Raw genomic sequence first — 21570 nt, forward strand, 5'->3', positions numbered from 1 at the left:
GTCTAGATGTAGTTATATTGATTAAAAGTATTATTTGTAAAAACACCTCATGCAATCAAAATAATTACATTGCTTCTAACGTGTCGAAAAACTCTTCAAGCCAAGTAGTGAGGGGGGTAGTAAATTTCTACAACTTTTTGTCTTCCAAACCGCATCCCCTCATTTTTATGCAAAACCGCGAATTGAAATAATTTTTTTACTATCAATGAATGTGCTGACTTTTTAGCAGATTGCAATTTTAATACCTCTAATAGTAACCATGATCAACCTTAAAATCACTTTTTTTTAACATCATGATTAATATATATTTTAATTTTAGCAAAAATAGAGGTTATAGAATTGTTTTTATATTTCAATTGGTTAATCATAGGATCAAGATTATATTTAAATGTGAACACATAAGTATATAATGTATTGATATATATTAATTAATTTTAAAAGGTGAATACCAGTGAACACTTTTAATAAAAACTTTAAAATATTGGAAGGTAAGTATAAAAAAACAGTTTAATAACTGGTATATGTTAAAGGTGATATTTGAAAAAGCACCCCTCACATCTGAGGAGTGGATCTGATTAATAATTGAAAGCGTAACCCAAATATGGAGCACGATATAGTTAATGATTAACTAACTTTAAATTGCGGTTACCTGATAGAGAGACATTTCCTTGGCTTGCTTGCTCTACAAAGTTACCCCACCAATCAAGCATAATGCGCCGTTGTTCTAGATAAGTAGCGCGGTTATAGGCTCGTCTTACGCTATTAGTATCGACGTCGGCAAGTGCCGCTCCAATAATATTAGGGTCAAAGCCTTGTTCATTTAATGCTGTACTTGCTAAAGCCCTTAATCCATGTGCGACTAACTTGTCTTTGTATCCCATTCGTTTTATTACCATGTTAGCGGTTTGGCTATTCATTGGGGTGCTATAGGTGGTTTCATACTTGGGAATATATGCTCTCTATACCCACTTATAGGCTTCATAATTGATAATATCGCCATAGCTTGTTTATTGAGCTTGATAGTATGTTCTCGTCTCATTTTCATTTTTTCAGCAGGAATAATCCATAAGCAATTATCAAAATCAATTTCCTGCCATTTAGCCCCTACTGCTTCATTTGGACGCGTCATAGTTAATAATTGCCATTCAATAACACAGCGCGTCTGTAATTCGATTCTAGCCATAGCAAGAGATTGCATAAATTCGGGTAAATCCTGTGCATTAATTGTTGGCATCTGCCCTTTTATGGCATTTTCAAAGGCATCTTTTATTTTTACTGCTGGGTTAGCATCAATTAAGCCTATATTTACTGCATAAAATATAATTTCATTAATACGCTGACAAAGTCTTTTGATTGTTTCTAACTTACCGTTAGCTCACAATGGCTCTATTGCTTTGATAAAGTCTTTTGCTTTTAATTTAAAAATGGATTTATCACCAATATAAGGAAATAAATGTAACTCTAATGAGTTCCAAGTTCCTTTTAAAGTTTTTTCACTTAGACCTTTACCACTTTTGACCTTAAACCACTCCGAAGCAATCTTCTTAAATGTACTGGTGATTTCTTCATGCTTACGCTGTTCTTCTTCTGCTTTATACTCTTGGGAATCTATGCCTTGCTTAATTAATTCTCGTGCTTGCTGTAGTGAAACTTCGGAATAACTACCAAAACTGATTAATGAACGGATTTTATTTATAGGAGGAAATAGTTAAACCGCCATATTTTAGAGCCGTTAGATTTAATTAAAAGATATAATCCGTTACCGTCAGATAAAAGAGTAATCCTTATTCTGTGGCTTGGCTGTTTTTATTTGAGTGTCCGTTAATGGAGAAGTTATACGATTTTTAGTTATATGTTATTCGTATAACTAATCATATAACTAAAAAATGTGGCTGTAAATGTATCTTACTGATGCTTACAGGGTAAGGAAATAGGCTTAAAGGCTTATTAATACTGGATTTGGTGTATTTTAGTGGGTTTAAAAGAATCTTACGAAATAGTGAATTGGTGGAGCTGGCGGGAGTTGAACCCGCGTCCGAAATCTCTACATCCTTGGTACTACATGCGTAGTTTGTCTTTAAATTTCGCCTACCTGCTGCGGACAAACACGCTACCGATAGACTAGCTTGATTAAGTTTAATGCTTCCGCCCCAAGCAAGGCTTCCACACGATCTCGTTTGGGTTTGACTCCTCTTTATCCCCGTCCTACGAGCGGAGGCTAGGGAGAGAAGGCTCTATGCAGGTTATTAAGCTGCTAGTGCGTAGTTTTCGTCGTTTGCGACTATTTTTTTGCGGTTTATTTACGAGGCCTACCGCACCTCGGCATGCACCTTGGGTTTCGCAAATCCCGTCGAATCCAGAATCAGCCCCAATTGTGAATTGTTAATGTAAACAATATCGGGGCATTATAGGTCAATTCAATAGGGAATACAAGTTAACCAACTTCGGGGTTTACCCAGTTTTCGGTTGGTTTTTCATCTTTTAATGCGGCAATAATATTATCGACTGCACATTTTGCCATTGCGTAGCGAGTTTCAACTGTTGCTGATCCTACATGTGGTGATAATAAAACATTATCAAGCTGCATGAGTGGTGAAGTTGTTGGTAGGGGTTCGACTTCAAATACATCAAGGCCAGCAGCTTTGATCGTTTTATTTTTTAATGCTTCAATTAATGCTTGCTCATCTACAATTGCTCCTCTCGCACCATTAATTAATATGGCTGATGGTTTCATTAAAGCTAATTTTTGTTTAGTAATGAGTCGTTTGGTTTGGTCGGTTAATGGCAGAATAATCACCACAAAATCTGCTTGGCTAAGCACGTCATCAAGTTCTAGGCGCTTAGCTTGATAAGCTTGTTCTACATCGGGATGGGCTGAGCGGTTATAGTAAATGACATTCATATCAAAGCCACAGTGTGCGCGTTTAGCAATCGCTTTACCAATTCGACCCATCCCTAAAATACCAATGGTTTTACCATAAATATCTGTGCCAAAATATTCAGGTGTAATGCTCTTGGTCCATTTTCCATCATGAATTAGATTGGATAACTCTACCGTTCGGCGTGCGGTCGCCATTAATAGTGTAAAAATAAGGTCAGCGGTGCTTTCGGTCAATACTTTCGGGGTATTCATTAATCGAACACCATGCTTTTTTAAAGCACTAAGATCATAGTTATCGTAACCAACCGAAATTGTTGCTGCTGCTTTTAATTTTGGCGTTTGGGTTAAAAATTCATCATCAATGCGTGTTGGCATATTAGAACCTATCATACCGTCGGCACTTGCTAATGCTTGAATAAAGGCTTTTGTATCGGTATTAGGATTACGTTCAAATAGCGTGAGATTAAAAGCTTGCTCTAATCTAGCTTGTTGATCAGCAGGAATTTTACTAAATAATACAACATTCTTTTTCATAAACTCTCCTTACGTGCTGCTTGAATTGTTTTAGCCAGTATATCGCTAGTCACTTTTATTGTGCAATTGATTGACTTAAAAAGTTAATTTGTAAAGAATTTTAATCTTAGAGATGTGTTTGAGCAAAAAATGGTTTTGCATTCACATTTTATTTTGAATAATAACCAAATGCAGCTTGATTAAAAAAAGGATGAGGTATAGTAATTATATCGAAATATTAATAAGTAACAGGCAAGCAAAGCCGTTAAATAGTTAATACAAGAATAAGTAATCGATAATCGTTCAAAAAATAGAATAAATGACATTAAGAATTTATATCACCAGCCACTATGAAAATAATCTGATTGATTTGCTACTGATCATAATAACGCTGTAAAGTTGTTGTTGATAAAAAAATAAGATTATTTGACTTATCTTTGTACTAACACAAAAAATTTTTTTAAAAAATTAAAATAATATTTATTATAAATCAATGAGATATGAATTTATTTCATAAAAAACTAAAATTATTTGAAATTAAATTGAACTTTTTGTTGTTTAGCTTGTCTATATCTACAGATTACATTTTTTCATTTTTTGCCCTCCACTCGAGTTTTCGGGTGGATTTTTTTTATCTGTTGTTTTTTGTCAAACGATCTTTTCAAATTTTAGCTTCTCATTGATTGTTACTATCAAATTACAGTAAAAAAATTGCGCTTCACTCGGTAGGAAGATAATATTCTCTATCGGCTATTGAAATGGTATTGTTTTTTCTGCTATCAAGTCCTGCCCACTAATACTTAATTATAAAGTGACCAAACTTAAGATAATCATGTACACTTTGATAGCTTTTTATTGATATAAGTAGAGAGATTTTTATGTTCGTTACCAAAAAAACACAAGGACACCTAATTGCCTTGATGACAATCTTTATTTGGGGAAGTACGTTTATTGCAACAAAAGTATTATTGGTCAATTTTAAACCCATTGAAATTTTGTTTTATCGATTTTGTCTTGGCTATGTCATGCTTTGGGTTTTAGCACCGCGTTTGTTAGTTTGGCAGGGTATTAAGCGAGAATTAATGTTTTTATGTGCTGGATTTTGCGGAGTAACATGTTACTTTCTATGTGAAAATATAGCGTTAACTTATACCAATGCCTCGAATGTTGGGGTTATCACGACCTTAGCTCCCGTATTTACAGCGTTTTTATCGATATTCTTTTTGAAAACAGAAAGGCCGCCTCGACGTTTTTATATTGGTTGTTTGTTTGCTATTTTTGGGGTTGCATTGATTAGCTTTAATGGTAAATATGTGCTTTCTCTTAATCCTTTAGGTGATATTCTTGCTGTTGCAGCTTGTTTATTTTGGGCTTGCTATTCTATTTTAACCAAAAAAAGCAGTAATTATGGTTACAATACCATTTTATTGACTAGGCGTTTTTTCTTTTATGGCTTACTACTGATGATACCGGCTTTATCTATTTTTGACTTTAAGTTTGGGTTAGAACGGTTTAGCCAAATGACTAATTTACTTAATATACTATTTTTGGGTGTTGGCGCATCAGCAATTTGTTTTGTATCTTGGAATTATGCAGTGAAATTAGTTGGCGCTGTTAAAATTAGTATTTATCTGTATTTATTGCCAATTTTGACCATTCTTGCTGCGGTTATGATTTTACATGAACCGTTTACTTTAATTGCTGCATTCGGCACCTTACTGACACTTATTGGTGTGTTATTGTCTGAAGGTAGAATAAAAATTAAAAAGCGATGACTTAACTCTATGAGTTATATTCAAAAGGGGCTATTGCCCCTTTATTGTTAATTATTGTACTCGCTTATCAATAGCATCCATAATGATTTGACCAAGATGTTCATAATTTTCATCAAAATGATGCCCACCAGGCAATTGAAATGCTTCACCTTTCATTTCAGGCTGTAGACAGCCGGTATCCTCTTTTTCTTCCTCTCCATAGATGCAAAATAGTTTATTGGCTGGAATCTGTGCAACTTCTGGTGCGGTTTTCATTTCGTCACCCGATTGCCCTAGCCATCCACTGACTTCAATTTCAAAATTAGCATCTTTTGAAAAAGCTATCATAACTAGCGCTTGGACACTTTTTTGATCTTGCGGTGATAGTCGGTTATAGAGTGCAGGTAAAATATCCCCACCAAAAGAGTAACCAGCTAAAACGAATTGAGTTGTTCCCCATTTGTCTCGATATTGTTGCATTAAATAGCTCAAATCTTTTGCGCTACGTTCAACTGAACGATGCTGCCAAAACAGTTTTAATGCATCGACGCCAACTACCGCATACCCATGCAAAGCCATATATTCAGCCGAAACTTTATCAAGATCACGCCAACCACCATCACCAGAATAATAAAGTGTAATGGTTTTAGGGTGGATCTCTTTGCTTCTGGCGGGTAATTCTATAACAGGTAATTGTTCATGCTCACCAAATAAAATAGATGATAAGTGTAAACTCAGTAGTTCAGTTGGCGAAGCTTGGTATTCACCGATTGACGTTGTAACATGAATATTTTTTTGTTCCCGAGGAAAAACAGCAACATCATCATCCGGTGGATTATTCCAAATGACTTGCCAACTACCATGGCTGGCTTGTGCCGGTAATGGTGCATCGCAATCTTTGTGATCTAAGGTAAATTCAATTGATAATGCTTTGGCGTCATCACTTTGTTGTTCTGTTAACCATCTATAAGCAAAGGCTGCACCTTCTTCCATGCCTGCGACAGCAAAATTCTTTTCTTTGAGAATTTTTTTAGCTTGTTTAAAACGTGCTTGCTGCTCACTACAACTGGCAGAGGGCTTTAATTCAAACTGGACAAGTTTAGCGCCCATTTTTTCTGACAAGTCTAACAATTGTTGTTCAGTAAAATGATTTTTGGGTGTAGCAACAATAATTGCGGCTGCTTCAGCTGAGCGTTTTGGGGCTGCTGATAGAATGGAATACTCATTATTGATTGTTACGGTCTTAACTGATGCACTTTCTTGATTTTTTATAAAATACCAGCTGAGTATAATCAGTATTAATAGCGTAATAAATAATAAAGCATAGCGTATAAATTTTTTCATATTAATTATTTTTATTCTTTTTTAAACCTGTAATACCACCAGAAATAAGCATAGTAGTATCAATTAAAGCAACTAATGGATCAAGCCCAGCGGGAACGGCCATATAACGCGGCTCCCAATGCGTTGCAAACTTTTCTTTAAAGCGACGTAAACCTTGAAAGTTATAAAAACGTCCACCTCGTCTAAACACGAGTGCACCTAGCCTTTGAATTAATGGGGCGCCGCGTCGCCTTTGCATGCCAGCCAAGGGTACCATACCTAGACTAAAGTACTTAAACCCTCTTTCTTGATAATGCAAAATTAAGCCCACCATTAAAAATTCCATCGTTAATTTGGGAATATCTTGTATGACCCGCATTAAATCGATACTGGCCGAATAGTGTTGATCGGTCTCGAGTAAATTAACAAAAGCAATGATGCGTCCTTGATATTCAATGACTGCTATCGTAAAATTATCCAGATATTGCTTAGAAAAAGACCCTAACGAAAATCTTTTTTCCTTTGAATGTTTATTTTTAAGCCAAGCATCCGAAACCGCTTTTAGTTCATCAAGCGGCGCTGTTCCTGGTGGATAAAATTTGAGTGATAGTCCATCACGTTGCCCTCGATTCCAAGTATAACGAAGATCTTTATAACCTTTTGATGTTAAATCAAAGATTTTTAAATTGACTAATGCTTCTTCACCAAGTTTTACTGTACGTAAACCAATATCCATATAAAAAGGTAAATTAGCTGCTTTGACTTGATAAAAAACAGGGCGAAGATGGTGTTCATCACACAGATCACGAAATGACCAAATTAAGTCAGCTCTATCAGCAATATCACCAATCGGGTCAAATAAGGCAACCATACTTCGGCCGCGTCTTGCATACATAATAAAGGCGGTTTGTTCTTGGTTGAACAGCAGTGATTTATCTCCACTCATCGCTAAGCCGCCTTCAGGCTGTTTTGAATTTAAAATGATTTGATAAGCTTTATTAAGTTGTTCTGTTTCTGGTTTAGTTAAAATTGGTAACGCTGGTCTGAATAACCAAATTAACATAATAGAACTTAACAAAATAAAACTGCCTAAGGCTGCACGTAATGCACGTGGTACTCGGCTATCTAATTCAAACTGCCACCATAGATCTTGGCTATAGGGGACATCTTGATAAATAAATAAAATAAGCCAAACAAAAAGCGCAATCAGACAAAAACAGATGGCAAAAGATTTGAAAGAAAAGGGGATAACACTAAGTCGGCTTTTTCGATAAAAAGCATGCCTAAAATTAATGAGTAATATTGCAATAACTAATAACGTTATGGCTTCTATCCAATGTAGGCCTCTTAACACCGAGCAGAGGCTACCAATCAAGAGTAAAACAACGGTAATTGCCCACGCTGAATAAAGACGTCGGCGTAAACCCATTGCAAGTAATAAACATAAAACGCCAATCAAACTCGCACTTAGATGAGCTATATTGATAATTTTATTCGGAATAAATTCATCAACAAAACGATGATTAAAACCAGGAATGATGCTAGAAAACATCATCACTACACCGGCAAAAAATACCGCAGCAGCCATGATAGAAGCCGCAATTCCCGTTTGCGTTTGCTTGACTTGTGATGAAGTTAAATAATGCTTTCCTTCATTGATTAACAGCAAAATCCCAGCAGGGATAAGCGGGATTAAAATATAAATAATACGATAAATGACTAATGCGACAGTTAAAGATGCTGCACCAATTTGAGATGAAAATGCAGCGAGCATAATTGCTTCAAATACGCCTACCCCTCCTGGTACATGACTTAATACACCAGCAACTAATGCTAAAATGTAAATCATAATAAAGGTAATAAAATTTGGATGAGAAGGTAATAGAAAGTAAAGAATAGCCCCTGCTAAGACAGCATCAAAGAAGGTAATAATAAATTGGCTTGAAGCCAAACGTAAGTTTGGTAAACGAATAGACCATCTTGCAATTTTAAATAAGCGAGTATCTTTATTAGGCCTGTCCGATAAACGATTGCAGTATAAGAAAATAAATAATCCAACATAAAAACAAAATAGCATGCTTGCTATCAATATCACGCCATTTTCAGATAAGTGCAAAGCAACCATAGCATTATGTGGATGAATTAATGCCGCCGCTGCTGCCAGTAATGGTAGCGTAAAGCCTAAAGAGAGTGTAACAAAAATCGACATTCTTGCCACATCAATCGTTGTTAGTCCATATTTGAAGTATAAACGACAACGAACTGCGCCTCCTGATAACGCCGATAAACCTATTGCATTACCAATAGCTGAAGCACAAATTCCACCTAAAACAATAATAGAAGGCTTTAGATTTACGCCTGCATAACGCGCGGCTGACCATTCATAGCAAATTAACATTAAATAGCTACCAATAGCTGATAAACAAGCAAATAAAATAGCTTGCGGTGAGAGTTGGTGAACGGCTAATTTTAAATCATCAAGATTAATTTCTTTTAATAGATGCCAGCAAACAATCAAAGCAATAAAAAAGATGGATAATCCAAATAATAAAGCTAGGAATTGGCGATAGCGAGTGAAGTATTCTATCAATTGCCAAGGCAAAACTTTACGCGCTGATATTTTCACGTGAGCAACTCCGATATTTGCTTTATAAATTTTTGATTTGCGCATTCTACCTTTCAAGTTTGTTGAAAACAATCATCCCAAAATAAAAAAAATATAAAAAAAACATTAATTATTACTGAGCAACTTGTTTAATTGATTATTTTTATTTAGTTGATATGAGTTTTTAACAAAAATCATTATGGGTTAATAAATATTACTTTTGGGATAATATGTATTGCTTTATAGTTAGTTTACTTTTAACCTTAGTTGCAAATTAGCTAAAGTAATTTAAGCGTTATCACTGATAGTTTATTCGTAAAAAGGCATTTAGTTGTTGTTTTGTTGTTATCAATAATTATTTAATAAGTTGTTTTATTATGAAAACAGAGATAGGTAATTTAAATAGACTTCGATCGCCAAGCTGGCAACGTTTTGCTAAAAAAAAATATTGTGGTTTGTTCATTCCTATCATTTTTTATTTATTGCGAACAATAAGGACTCGATTTTATTTAATTCGACTATCCATAGTGCTGTTTTTTTGGGGTTTATTCAGTTTTAATGTTTTTAGTGCATTACCCGTAGTTCAAGCTGTTAAGACTGTAAATACCATACAAGGTTCGGCTCCCTATCTTACTTTTGATGGTGGTAAAAGCCGTGCTTATACCACTTATGATTTATTCGTCATTACTTTACCTGACGGCAGAGAATTTAATTACTCAAATAACGTTTCCTCCACCACTAATCCGATTCAATTAACCGGTGCACCAACCAAAGTTAAAGATATTAAAACGATCATCCCTTACAATCAAACAGCAGATAGCTCAGATCAAAACAGGGATATCACTGCTCAACAAAGCATGACCGATGTGCTCAACTCTGGTCCTTATTGGTTTGATGTCGATGGTGATGGTGAAATAACGGCGACCGGTCATTTTCAATTGATTGTAAAAAATGCCAATAACCAAGTGCTTAGTTTGGATGATGAATTAAACGATTGTGAAGCGCCTTATAGCTTTAGGCTAATGCATGATGGGAGTGATGTCACCACTAAATATGGCGATCCTAACCATTTTTCATTGAACTACACTGATATGATTTACTACCTGAATCCGGCACCGGGTGCTTGCTCTTTATCGGCAAAACCCAATTTATTCGTCAGCGATACCCATAAAACTTGGTCAGGTTCGAATTATTCAGGACCGCAAGGCATGTGGGATGATGCCAAAGGATTCAGACAACAATCTTTTGATAATCCAGAATTGAACTTTCCAACTATGGCCGCTAATGGGCTATTGTTTACCATGGATTTAGCTGATTCAGCCAGTAATATGAGCTTTACTAAAATACCTGCCGATTCCGGCATTGACTTAGAGATTACCAGCAAAGGTAATCAAGCAAAAATCACTTTAACCGGTCCTGCTGACGGCGCCAGTTTGCAAGATGCAAGTAAAGCAGCAGTTGCCACCACCTTTATTCTTTATGCCGATAAGGCGAAAACCCAAAAGCTATATAGTTTTACCATTAAAAAATGGTTTATTGCTAAAAAAACTCGTCCGGAAAATTTTGATGAAGCAGCAAAACAGTATTGTCGTGATTTAGGTTATCAATTACCGACAGTATCACAATTGACCAATGCCAATTCAAAAGATTCTTCGAGTTATTGGGATGGTGGTTTGGCCGGGCAAGGCAATAATTATCAACGCCGTATTGGTGGTGGATTGTTTGCTGAGTGGGGCGAAATTCATCTAAATTCTTATCCGCAAGCTGACATTTACCCTAATGAAATTTACTTGACCAGCAATGATTTGCAAGTTTATTCAAATATGGGACAAATTCAAAAAAGGGGATATGGTAGTCTGGTTTGTATCAGTCCTAATTAACGTATTGCGTCAATTAGTGATGAAACCATATGTATTGTTTAAAATAACTCGGTTGATTGAAATGCGTGACTTAGCAGCGATAAAATCAAGTTTAGCTTTATTGATATCAAAAATGATAATAGCTTGTCTTGGCATTGTTTGTTACAGTGTGAATGCGGGTTTACCTTATGTTGAAGCGGTCGAAACAACAAATACTATACAAGGTTCGGCTCCTTATATCTCTTTCGATGGCGGCAAGACGCGCTCATTTTATACCGATAATCTTTTATCTATCACTTTACCTGATGGGCGAAAATTTACAAAAGCAACCAACACTTCATCAAAGCAAGCACCCATACAATTAAATGGGGAATCGATCAGCACCAAAGATTTTAAAACCTTAATTCCTGAAAACCAAACATCCGTTTCTTTAACTGAGGTGTTTGCGACTAACGGTTTTTGGTTTGATCAAGATGGTGATGGTGATATCACAGCAACAGGGGATCTTATGTTATCCATTCAAGATGCTAACGGTAAGTCTGTTGCTTTGGATAATGAGTTAACTGATTGTTATGCTCCTTATAGTTTTACGTTGAATCATATGAATGGCACATTATCTACTAAATATGGTCAGCCAAATACGGTTGCATTTGACGCAAATAGTACCACTTACTATTTTTCTCCGCCTAATGGTGCCTGTACTTATTCAGCGGAGCCAAATTTATCAGTCAATGACAGCAAAGGCAACAGTTGGGGCGGAACGGACTATTCAGGACCAGAAAATCAATGGGATGATGCTAAAGGTTTTAAACGGCAATCTTTAACGCATCCAGAATTAAATTTTCCAACTATGGGTGAGAATGGTTTGTTTTTTTATCTGAATTTATTTGATAGTTCAGCACCAGATATGAGCTTTGATAAAATACCCGCTGATTCAGCAATTAATTTAACCATCACTGGTAATGGTTCTAAAGCCAAAATTCAATTAACTGGACCGACAAGTAGCGCTGATGCAGCACAAGCAGCAAAAGCTGCTGTTGCTACGACCTTTATCTTATATAAAGATAAAGCTAAAACCAATAAAATTTATGCTTTCACTATACAAAAATGGTTTATTGTTCAGGCTGAAAATACCAGTATGCTTTTTGACCAAGCAAAACAATATTGTGATAATTTGAGTTATCAAATACCGACTTTACTGCAATTAACTAATGCAAATTATAATACAATTTGGACGGGGGGATTACCCGGGCTAGGTCGTCACTATCAACGCCGGATCGATGGAGGACTGTTTTCTCAATGGGGCGAGACAAACAACTATTATTATCCTGAAAGCCATTTTATTTCCGGCGCTGTTTATTGGAGCGCAAATAGCTTCCAAGAGGGCGGTAAAACTTATTATTTGCAAGTGCACTCTAACATAGGGATGATTGATTATTGGACAGATAAAGCTAAAGTTGCTTGTATTAGTCCTAATTAAGCAAAATAAAAAGGTTTAAATGATGAAAGATTCACCGCTAACTAAACATCAACAACGTGCTATGCAAGCCGTAAAAATTTTTGTAGAACAAAAGCTTGCCCATGATTTTTCAGGTCATGATATGGCACATATTGAACGCGTAGTTAAATTGGCACAAAAAATCTTACTCAATGAACCCTATGCTAATTATTTTATTGTTGTTTTAAGTGCTTATTTACATGATGTAATTGATGAAAAAGTAGTGTCTAATGTAGAATTAGCGGTTGATGAATTACGTGCTTTTTTAGCATTGCAGGATTTGACAGAACATGAAATTACCTCTATTTTTTCTATCATCGAAAATATGTCCTATCGGAAAAACCTGAGTGATAAAAAAACATTATCCCTCGAAGGTAAGATTGTACAAGATGCCGATCGACTTGATGCCATTGGCGCAATAGGAATAGGGCGTACATTCTATTATGGTGGTAATAAACATAACATCATGCATGATCCTACGATTTTGCCAAGAATGTCGATGACTGAAGAGAGTTATAAGCAGCCTAATACGGTAATTAATCATTTTTATGAGAAACTTCTTTTACTCAAAGGAATGATGAATACACAAACGGCAAAAAAGATCGCAAAGCAACGACATCAATTTTTAGTACAATTTATTAATCAGTTTGAAAAAGAGTGGAGTGGTGATGACTAACTGTACCGCTGTTTAATGTGTTAAATAGTATGGAAGGGGTTTGTGATGACAATAACTATCGATAATAAAATTACTTTAAGTAACAATATAGTAATGCCACAACTTGGTCTTGGTACTTTTAAATTAACTGAATTTGAACAAATATCTCAAGCAATTAAAACCGCTATTAAAGTAGGCTATCGTTCTTTTGATACCGCGCAACTTTACCAAAACGAAAAACAAATCGGTCAGGCGATTAAACAATGTGGTATCGATCGTAGTGAATTATTTATGACTTCAAAAGTGAGCAATGCCAATCAAGGTTACAAAAAAACGTTAGCAAGTTTTGAACAATCGCTAAAAGATTTACAACTTGATTATCTTGATCTGCTTTTAGTGCATTGGCCGCTTCATCATACTTTTTTTGAAACGTGGCGAGCAATTGAAAAGCTCTATGAAGAAAAACGTGTTCGAGCCATTGGTGTGTGTAATTTTCATATCTCACATTTAGAACTACTGGCTAGCCAAGCAAATATTCAGCCTATGATTAATCAAATAGAAATTCATCCCTACTTAACACAAATAGACTTAGTGCGCTACTTACGTAAGCAAAATATTGCAATTGAAGCATGGTCGCCACTTGCTCACAGTAAAATACTCAATGAACCGGTATTAGTTGCAATAGGCGATCGTTATAATAAGTCTTTATCACAAGTTGCCTTACGTTGGCACTTACAAAATGGTTATATTGTGATCCCAAAATCAGCGCATCCGGATCGAATTGCTGAAAATATTAATATTTTTGATTTTGAACTTACCTCTGACGAGATGAGAAAAATCAATTGCTTAAATCAAAAATTACGCACGGGACCTAATCCTGATGATGTGTATAACAATAATGGCTTTTAATTTATCCAGATATGCTCTTTTTAAAAGTAAAAAACTATTTGTTAAAAAGGTACGGGTGCGCCTACTAGCCATAATACAGTCGGTAATGTGATTAAACTTAATAATGTACTGACTAGGGTCGCACTCGAAACTAATTCAGGATGCGTATCAAACTGGACTGACATTAAAGTGGTATTAGCTGCACTTGGCATTGCGGCTAACACAATCAGTACTTGTTTATAAACCGGTGAAATAGGCATAAAGTAGACCAAACAACAAGCGACAAGTGGTGAAATAACCATACGGGTTAATAGCGAAAATGAGAGTTTAGGGTAATCGAGTTGCTTAATCCGAATTTTAGCTAATTGCATACCTAAAATTATCATAATAATCACAATTGATGAATCACCAATCATGCCAATGGATGTCATAATGGATTTTGATAAAGGAATGTGGCACAACTGGAAAATAATACCCAAAAAAGCACCATAAGCTACAGGCATGCGAATGACTTTATTGATGACATCTTTTTGACTGACAATATCGCTACGAGCACTGCCTTTTGCTGCATAGTAGATACCAACGGTACTCATCACAAATTGTTGCAATACCATCATAATAACGCCAAGATCGAAGCCTACTGTGCCAAAAAAAACCAGTAATACCGGTGTACCATAATTACCATTATTCATAAAGCAAGAACTCAGAATCATGGCGCAACGTTCTTTGACTGAATAACGCATGATCAACGACCAAATTGAGACAACACTAACTAATAAAAAACATAAGCCAAAAATATAGACAATATAAAATAGATAGTCTGTGGTTAGGGTGTGAGTATAAAACGTTTTGAATGATAAAAAAGGAGAAAGCACATAAAGCGACATTTTAGATAAATTTGCCACATCAAATTTTAGTGCTTTTTGTGCAATAAATCCTACAACAAAAATACAGAAGATTGGAAATAAAATAATAAAAAATTGCATAAACGATATCTTCAAATTGGTTAATTAATTCATCGAATCAATAGTATTTACTATCGAATTTCGTAATATATTACAAGTATTATCATCAAGAGCATTGTTGTGTTTATCTTTCAAAATAAATAAATCTTCAATATGCTCACCGATAGTTGCGATTTTTGCGCTACTTAATGATAACTCTAGTTTTGCAAATACTTCACCGACACAGGCAAGTAACCCCGGCCTATCTAATGCAATTAGCTCCATATAAGTCTGGCTTTCATTAAAGGCAGATAAAAAATTGACTTGTGTGGGCACTGAAAATGAACGCAATCGCTGCTTAGGCGGTTTTATTGTCACCCCTTTATAAACCGGTTGTTGTAAAGCTTTTTCAAGTGATTTTATAATACTGTAATGCCTGTCTGGTTGTAATGTTTGCCCATTTGGTTCTAATACAATAAATGTATCGAGGGCAAAACCTTTCTTATTGGTAATAATTAATGCATCATGAATGCTCAGGTTATGATTATTTAAAATATTGCAAACAGTGGCAAATAGGTAAGGTCTATCCGGTGAATAAATAATTATCTCGCTGCCACCGTGATACGGATCTGGGTTGATTGCTACAAATGTTTGAGTTAAATCATGCTGTAATAGCATTTGCGCATGCCAAACAATCTGTTCAGTTGTATAGCGCAGAAAATAGTCAACACGGTAATCTTGCCACAAATCTTTGATTTTTTGTTCATCGTAATGTTGTTTAAGCAAGGTTTCGAATGCTTCATGTTTGTGTTGGCGAGCAATACTTCGTTGTTCAGGGATATGATGAGCACCTGAGTCGAATGATCGTTTTGCGGTTAAATATAGTTCACGCATTAAACTTTGCTTCCAACTGTTCCAGAGTGTTTCGTTAGTTGCGCACACATCAGCAACGGTTAAACATAATAAATATTGTAAACGGCGCTCACTTTTAACAATTTGAATAAATTCATTAATAACGGCAGGATCTTGTAGATCACGACTTTGGGCTGTGACTGACATAAGTAAATGATAGCGAACTAGCCACACAATTAAGTCGGTATCTTTTGGATCAAGTTTATGTAGTTGGCAAAATTTTTCAACCAGTTTTGCCCCTATTTCAGAATGATCACCATGGTGACCTTTACCGATATCATGAAATAATCCAGTAATGACTAATAATTCAGGTTTTGATAGTTTGGCGAAAACGTTTGAACTGTTCGGGTGTTTTTCTTTACTGGCTTGAGTTTTAAAACTATCAAGTTCAAGTAGCAAGCGAATAGTATGTTCATCAACTGTATAGGCATGGAATAGATCAAATTGCATCATACCTGCAATGTGTTTCCAACCGGGAATATAGACCGTTAAAATACCATATTGATGCATCAGTAATATAGCCTTTTTAATTGCATCTGGGTGTTTAATTATTTTTAAAAATAATGATCTTGCTTTTTCATCTTCACATAGCAAAGTGGTTAACTGTCGCCGTGCTGAACGTAATTGCCTAATTGTGTTTGAGTATAGCCCTGTGATTTGGGGATTAAGCAAGATGGTGTAAAAAAGCTGTATAATCATGACAGGATCTTGTTTGAACAAATTATTGTCTTTTACATCAATCAAGTCATCTCTTGCCTGAAAATATTCATCAATACTATAGGTTTTACTTTGAGCATTAAGTTCAAGTATCGATTCATCAAACAGTTGTAATAACATTTGATTAAGTTCGGTAATATTATGTGCGACACGATAATAATCATGCATCATTTTTTCAACAGGTGTATTACCTTGACCTTGGTAGCCAAGCATATTAGCAATACTGAGCTGGCGATCAAACAGCAAGCGATTGTCATAACGATTAATCACGCTATGAAGAGCAAAACGCATACGCCAAAGGAACTTGCGACAGGTTTTAAACTCTTCAATATCTTCTGGCGTTAAATAATCAAAATCAGCTATTTTTTTTAAAAACTCACCACCAAAATGACGAATAGCAATCCATTGAATAATTTGCATATCGCGTAAACCGCCTGGGCTATTTTTTAAATCCGGTTCTAGATTATAGCTGGTACTATGATATTGCCGATGTCGTTCTTGTTGCTCTTTAACTTTAGCCTGATAGAAAGCCGCTGAAGGCCAAATTTTATGACTAAAAATCTGTTTTTGCAGCTCTTTTAATAATGAAGCGTTACCACATATTAATCTCGATTCAATTAAATTGGTCATAATGGTGATATCGTTTTTAGCTTCTTGCAAACAGGTTTTTAACGTTCTAACACTATGACCAATATCCAAATGTAAATCCCATAGCAAGCGAACTAAATCACCAATTCGTTTTTCAAGATCTTTTGTCAGTGATCTATCACTTAATATTAAAATATCGATATCCGATAAAGGATGAAGTTCCGCACGACCATATCCACCTACGGCAATTAAAGCTAGACGGTTTTGCTTAAACAGTGAAGACACTTGCTCGGGAATTTGGTAGTAATGCCAGAGTCTTTTGAGCAAATCATCAATAAATTGACTCCGTAAATGCACTAATATATCAATGTCAACATGTTGTTTAAATTGGCAAACAGACCAGTTTTGAAATTCTTCAAGTTGCTGTTTTATATAGTGAGTATTTATTTGCTCATCGTTAAAATTAAGCGGTGAGATAGGATAACAAAGATTTGCTTCAGCCATAGCGATTATATCAAATCAAAACAATGTAATGCTAATATCCTTACCCGATTTTAGATAACTGTCAAGCAACGGTTGATTGATATAATGATTGACATTGTTAATGTATAAAAAAAGGAACAAGCGCTCGTTCCTTTGGTGAATAGAAAATGCGGATTGACGCGTTTGATTATAATGAGAAATCACTTAAATCATCTTCATTAATTTCTGAGTCAATTTGTCCCACTAGGTAAGAACTCATTTCCGCTTCTTGTGGAGCAACTTGGACATTGTCAGACACTAACCAGTTATTTATCCAAGGAATCGGATTGGATTTAACTTCGTACGGTAATTTTAGGCCAACAGCTTGCATACGAATATTGGTAATATATTCAACATATTGGCATAAAATGTCTTTATTTAATCCAATCATGGATCCACCTTCAAATAGGTATTCGGCCCACTCTTTTTCTTGATTGGCAGCTTGCAAGAATAAATCATAACAATCTTGTTCGCACTCTTTAGCAATTTCTGCCATTTCGGGGTCATCTTCGCCGCTACGTAATGTATTTATCATGAATTGAGTACCGGTTAAGTGAAGCGCTTCATCACGTGCAATAAGTTTGATTATTTTTGCATTACCTTCCATCAATTCGCGTTCAGCAAAGGCAAATGAACACGCGAAGCTAACATAAAAACGAATGGCTTCAAGCGCATTAACACTCATTAAACATAAGTAGAGTCGTCTTTTGAGTTCGCGCAGATCGATGGTTATGGTTCGATCGTTAACGTTATGCTTGCCTTCACCCAATAAATTATAGTAGCTAGCATAGCTGATAAGATCATCATAATAACCAGCAATATCGCCTGCTCGTTTTTGAATTTCTTTATTGGTGACAATATCATCAAATACGACAGAGGGATCGTTAACAATATTACGAATAATGTGTGTGTATGAACGTGAATGTATCGTTTCAGAAAATGACCAAGTTTCAACCCAAGTTTCGAGTTCCGGAATAGAAATAAGAGGCAGTAAAGCAACGTTAGGGCTACGTCCTTGGATTGAATCGAGTAAAGTTTGATATTTCAAATTACTGATAAAAATATGCTTTTCGTGTTCAGGTAATGCTGCATAATCGATACGATCTTGTGAAATATCGACTTCCTCAGGACGCCAGAAGAAAGACAGTTGTTTTTCGATCAGTTTTTCAAACATTTCATATTTTTGCTGATCATAACGGGCAACGTTAACAGGTTGGCCGAGAAACATTGGCTCTTTAAGTTGGTCATTATGTACATGCGAAAAGGTACTGTAATTCATACTCATAAAAGAACTCCTAACGGGTTTTTGTTGCTTTTACCGCGACCTTTCGCGACTGCAAAAGACGAGGAAGAATTTTTAGAGAAAGGTTTAAGTTTCTCTAAAACTATTTTTTAGATATTACTGCGTAACATCGAATGTTGCTTAAATTTTGCAAGCTCCGCCTTCACAACCATCATCACTTGCTGTTAGCGCTATATCACCTTGAATATCTTCGGCACCATCACGTGTATTATGATAATAAAGTGTTTTTACCCCAAATTTATAGGCTGTCAATAAATCTGCTAATAGCTGTTTCATTGGAACTTTATCATTAGGGAATTTAGTCGGATCGTAATTAGTATTAGCTGAAATAGACTGATCAATAAATTTCTGCATGATACCAACTAAGTGTAAATAACCCGTATTATTTGGTATTTGCCAAAGTAATTCGTAAAAGTTTTTTAAGTCGTTATAATCCGGTACCACTTGCTTTAAAATGCCATCCTTTGACGCTTTAACACTAATATAGCCGCGAGGAGGTTCAATACCATTGGTGGCATTAGAAATTTGTGACGACGTTTCAGAGGGCATTAATGCTGATAATGTGGAGTTGCGTAATCCATAAGTTTTGATCGATTCTCGCAAGGATTCCCAGTCATAATGTAAGGGTTCTTTCGTAATGCTATCCAAATCTTTTTTATAGGTATCGATTGGCAAAATCCCTTGAGAATAAGTTGTTTCATTAAATAATGGGCATGCACCTTTTTCTTTGGCTAAATTATTAGATGCCTTAAGCAGATAGTATTGCATGGCTTCGAAAGTGCGATGAGTTAAATTATTGGCGCTGCCGTCGGAATATTTAACGCCATGTTTTGCTAAATAATAAGCATAATTGATGACACCAATACCTAATGTCCGACGGTTGATTGATGAATTTCGAGCGGCAGGTACAGGGTAATCTTGATAATCAAGCAGAGAATCAAGCGCGCGAACGGTAAGATCTGCTAATTCTTCAAAGTCATCGAGTGATTCTATTTTACCTAAATTAAATGCAGATAAAGTACAAAGTGCAATTTCACCCTGTTCATCATTAATATTATAAAGAGGCTTGGTTGGTAACGCGATTTCCATACATAAATTGGATTGATGCACGGGGGCAAGCTCAGGGTTAAATGGGCTGTGCGTATTACAATGATCGACATTTTGGATATAAATACGACCAGTAGATGCGCGTTCTTGCATCAAAAGTGAAAATAACTCGACAGCTTTCACGATACGTTTGCGAATATTTACATCTTGTTCATATTGCTGATAAAGAGACTCAAATTTATCTTGATCAGCAAAAAAAGCATCGTAGAGCCCAGGCACATCTGATGGGCTAAATAGTGTTATATTTTCATTTTTAATAAGGCGTTGATACATTAATTTATTAATTTGTACACCATAATCTAAATGACGAACCCGGTTTTCCTCAACTCCTCGGTTGTTACGTAATACAAGTAAACTTTCAACTTCTAGATGCCAAATTGGATAAAATACCGTAGCTGCACCGCCTCGTACGCCACCTTGGGAACAAGATTTAACCGCTGTTTGGAAATATTTATAAAATGGAATACAACCCGTATGGAATGCTTCACCACCGCGAATTGAACTACCTAATGCACGAATACGGCCCGCATTGACACCAATACCTGCTCGCTGAGAAACATATTTAACAATGGCACTTGCCGTTGCATTGATTGAATCTAAACTGTCATCACATTCAATTAAAACACAAGAACTAAATTGTCGCGTAGGAGTACGAACACCAGCCATAATTGGCGTTGGCAGTGAAATCTTGAACGTTGACACTGCATCATAAAAGCGTTTGATGTAATTTAGACGTGTATCTTTAGGGTAATTGGCAAAAAGACAAGCGGCAACTAAGATATATAAAAATTGTGCGCTTTCATATATTTCACCTGTTACACGATTTTGTACTAAGTATTTACCTTCGAGTTGTTTTACCGCTGCATAAGAAAAATTCATATCGCGCCAATGATCGATTATTTTATCCATTGCTTCGAACTCTTCTTGCGTATAATCTTCAAGTAAGTGTTTGTCGTAGCGTTTAGTGTCGACTAACTTTTTGACATGTTCATAAAGTGGCGGTGGTGTAAACTGATTATAAGCTTTCTTACGTAAATGAAAAATGGCTAAACGAGCGGCTAAATATTGATAGTCAGGGGTTTCTTGCGAAATAAGATCGGCAGCAGCCCTTATGATTGTTTCGTGAATATCGGACGTGCGAATGCCGTCATAGAATTGAATATGTGAGCGCAATTCAACTTGTGATACTGAAACATTTTCTAATCCTTCGGCTGCCCAAGTGATGACTTTGTGAATTTTATCTAGATTTATGGGTTCTTGTTTACCATTTCGTTTTGTTACGAGTATTGATTTATTCATTTTTTTATCCAGTTTATCCCGTATTTCAGTGGGAGTTATGATAATTGATATTTATCAAAATATACAATATATAGTACCTATTAATCATTTTATTACTATATGTAGTGTATTTATTAAGCGATAATTAAAATTTTTTAGTTAAAATCAACTATGATTATGTTCAAAAGGGTGGGGCAGTTAAAAAAATGAAATCAGCGAAAAA

At 35.6% G+C, this 21570-nt stretch carries 12 protein-coding genes, 1 other RNA gene and 1 pseudogene; 5 read left to right on the plus strand and 9 right to left on the minus strand.

Going from position 1 to position 21570, the window contains the following annotated elements:
* Positions 1 to 617 precede the first annotated feature (617 nt).
* The 3 genes and pseudogenes from J3U56_RS12090 to J3U56_RS00330 all read right to left on the minus strand — a co-directional run bounded on the left by J3U56_RS12090 (position 618) and on the right by J3U56_RS00330 (position 3415).
* Positions 618 to 1852: pseudogene (locus J3U56_RS12090) on the minus strand (integrase domain-containing protein).
* Between the two features lie 153 nt (positions 1853 to 2005).
* Positions 2006 to 2370, minus strand: a transfer-messenger RNA (tmRNA) gene (gene ssrA, locus J3U56_RS00325).
* Between the two features lie 64 nt (positions 2371 to 2434).
* Positions 2435 to 3415, minus strand: a complete 981-nt coding sequence (locus J3U56_RS00330) for a 2-hydroxyacid dehydrogenase (protein ID WP_267348386.1) — start codon at positions 3413 to 3415, stop codon at positions 2435 to 2437.
* Between the two features lie 857 nt (positions 3416 to 4272).
* Between J3U56_RS00330 and J3U56_RS00335 the strand changes: the two genes are divergently transcribed.
* Positions 4273 to 5169: a DMT family transporter gene (locus tag J3U56_RS00335; protein ID WP_267333774.1), complete on the plus strand. Its 897-nt coding sequence runs from the start codon at positions 4273 to 4275 to the stop codon at positions 5167 to 5169.
* 51 nt (positions 5170 to 5220) lie between these two features.
* Here the strand turns inward: J3U56_RS00335 and J3U56_RS00340 are convergent, their stop codons facing one another.
* Both J3U56_RS00340 and mprF read right to left on the minus strand, forming a co-directional pair.
* The gene (locus J3U56_RS00340) at positions 5221 to 6492 is read right to left on the minus strand and encodes a virulence factor family protein (protein WP_267366298.1); all 1272 of its coding nucleotides are present in this window, start codon (positions 6490 to 6492) and stop codon (positions 5221 to 5223) included.
* 1 nt (position 6493) lies between these two features.
* Positions 6494 to 9142 (minus strand): bifunctional lysylphosphatidylglycerol flippase/synthetase MprF, encoded by a 2649-nt coding sequence (gene mprF / locus J3U56_RS00345; protein ID WP_416380227.1) that lies wholly within the window; start codon positions 9140 to 9142, stop codon positions 6494 to 6496.
* A gap of 311 nt (positions 9143 to 9453) precedes the next feature.
* Here mprF and J3U56_RS00350 point away from each other — a divergent pair, with 311 nt between their 5' ends.
* The 4 genes from J3U56_RS00350 (at position 9454) to J3U56_RS00365 (ending at position 13997) form a co-directional block, all read left to right on the plus strand.
* Positions 9454 to 10956 (plus strand): hypothetical protein, encoded by a 1503-nt coding sequence (locus J3U56_RS00350; RefSeq protein ID WP_267348380.1) that lies wholly within the window; start codon positions 9454 to 9456, stop codon positions 10954 to 10956.
* A 61-nt stretch (positions 10957 to 11017) separates the two neighbouring features.
* Complete coding sequence (locus tag J3U56_RS00355; RefSeq protein WP_267366302.1) at positions 11018 to 12415, plus strand: hypothetical protein; 1398 nt, start codon at positions 11018 to 11020, stop codon at positions 12413 to 12415.
* 22 nt (positions 12416 to 12437) lie between these two features.
* The gene (locus tag J3U56_RS00360; RefSeq protein WP_267366304.1) at positions 12438 to 13109 is read left to right on the plus strand and encodes an HD domain-containing protein; all 672 of its coding nucleotides are present in this window, start codon (positions 12438 to 12440) and stop codon (positions 13107 to 13109) included.
* Between the two features lie 45 nt (positions 13110 to 13154).
* The gene (locus J3U56_RS00365) at positions 13155 to 13997 is read left to right on the plus strand and encodes an aldo/keto reductase (RefSeq protein WP_267366306.1); all 843 of its coding nucleotides are present in this window, start codon (positions 13155 to 13157) and stop codon (positions 13995 to 13997) included.
* Positions 13998 to 14038: 41 nt separating this feature from the next.
* Here J3U56_RS00365 and J3U56_RS00370 read toward each other — a convergent pair whose 3' ends face one another.
* The 4 genes from J3U56_RS00370 to nrdA all read right to left on the minus strand — a co-directional run bounded on the left by J3U56_RS00370 (position 14039) and on the right by nrdA (position 21368).
* Complete coding sequence (locus J3U56_RS00370; RefSeq protein WP_065633117.1) at positions 14039 to 14962, minus strand: AEC family transporter; 924 nt, start codon at positions 14960 to 14962, stop codon at positions 14039 to 14041.
* A 24-nt stretch (positions 14963 to 14986) separates the two neighbouring features.
* The gene (gene glnD / locus J3U56_RS00375; RefSeq protein WP_267366308.1) at positions 14987 to 17641 is read right to left on the minus strand and encodes a bifunctional uridylyltransferase/uridylyl-removing protein GlnD; all 2655 of its coding nucleotides are present in this window, start codon (positions 17639 to 17641) and stop codon (positions 14987 to 14989) included.
* A gap of 166 nt (positions 17642 to 17807) precedes the next feature.
* Positions 17808 to 18938 (minus strand): class Ia ribonucleoside-diphosphate reductase subunit beta, encoded by a 1131-nt coding sequence (nrdB, locus tag J3U56_RS00380; RefSeq protein ID WP_416379594.1) that lies wholly within the window; start codon positions 18936 to 18938, stop codon positions 17808 to 17810.
* A 144-nt stretch (positions 18939 to 19082) separates the two neighbouring features.
* A complete protein-coding gene (nrdA, locus tag J3U56_RS00385) occupies positions 19083 to 21368 on the minus strand; it encodes a class 1a ribonucleoside-diphosphate reductase subunit alpha (RefSeq protein ID WP_267343665.1) in 2286 nt (761 codons plus the stop codon).
* Positions 21369 to 21570 lie beyond the last annotated feature (202 nt).

The sequence above is a fragment of the Gilliamella sp. B2824 genome (assembly GCF_026536245.1).
Lineage (GTDB): Bacteria > Pseudomonadota > Gammaproteobacteria > Enterobacterales > Orbaceae > Gilliamella.

Excerpts from the sequence above, each read along its gene's own strand:
- J3U56_RS00330 (WP_267348386.1), bottom strand. The coding sequence starts at position 3,415 with ATGAAAAAGAATGTTGTATTATTTAGTAAAATTCCTGCTGATCAACAA.
- J3U56_RS00335 (WP_267333774.1), top strand. The coding sequence starts at position 4,273 with ATGTTCGTTACCAAAAAAACACAAGGACACCTAATTGCCTTGATGACA.
- J3U56_RS00340 (WP_267366298.1), bottom strand. The coding sequence starts at position 6,492 with ATGAAAAAATTTATACGCTATGCTTTATTATTTATTACGCTATTAATA.
- mprF (WP_416380227.1), bottom strand. The coding sequence starts at position 9,142 with ATGCGCAAATCAAAAATTTATAAAGCAAATATCGGAGTTGCTCACGTG.
- J3U56_RS00350 (WP_267348380.1), top strand. The coding sequence starts at position 9,454 with ATGAAAACAGAGATAGGTAATTTAAATAGACTTCGATCGCCAAGCTGG.
- J3U56_RS00355 (WP_267366302.1), top strand. The coding sequence starts at position 11,018 with ATGCGTGACTTAGCAGCGATAAAATCAAGTTTAGCTTTATTGATATCA.
- J3U56_RS00360 (WP_267366304.1), top strand. The coding sequence starts at position 12,438 with ATGAAAGATTCACCGCTAACTAAACATCAACAACGTGCTATGCAAGCC.
- J3U56_RS00365 (WP_267366306.1), top strand. The coding sequence starts at position 13,155 with ATGACAATAACTATCGATAATAAAATTACTTTAAGTAACAATATAGTA.
- J3U56_RS00370 (WP_065633117.1), bottom strand. The coding sequence starts at position 14,962 with ATGCAATTTTTTATTATTTTATTTCCAATCTTCTGTATTTTTGTTGTA.
- glnD (WP_267366308.1), bottom strand. The coding sequence starts at position 17,641 with ATGGCTGAAGCAAATCTTTGTTATCCTATCTCACCGCTTAATTTTAAC.
- nrdB (WP_416379594.1), bottom strand. The coding sequence starts at position 18,938 with ATGAATTACAGTACCTTTTCGCATGTACATAATGACCAACTTAAAGAG.
- nrdA (WP_267343665.1), bottom strand. The coding sequence starts at position 21,368 with ATGAATAAATCAATACTCGTAACAAAACGAAATGGTAAACAAGAACCC.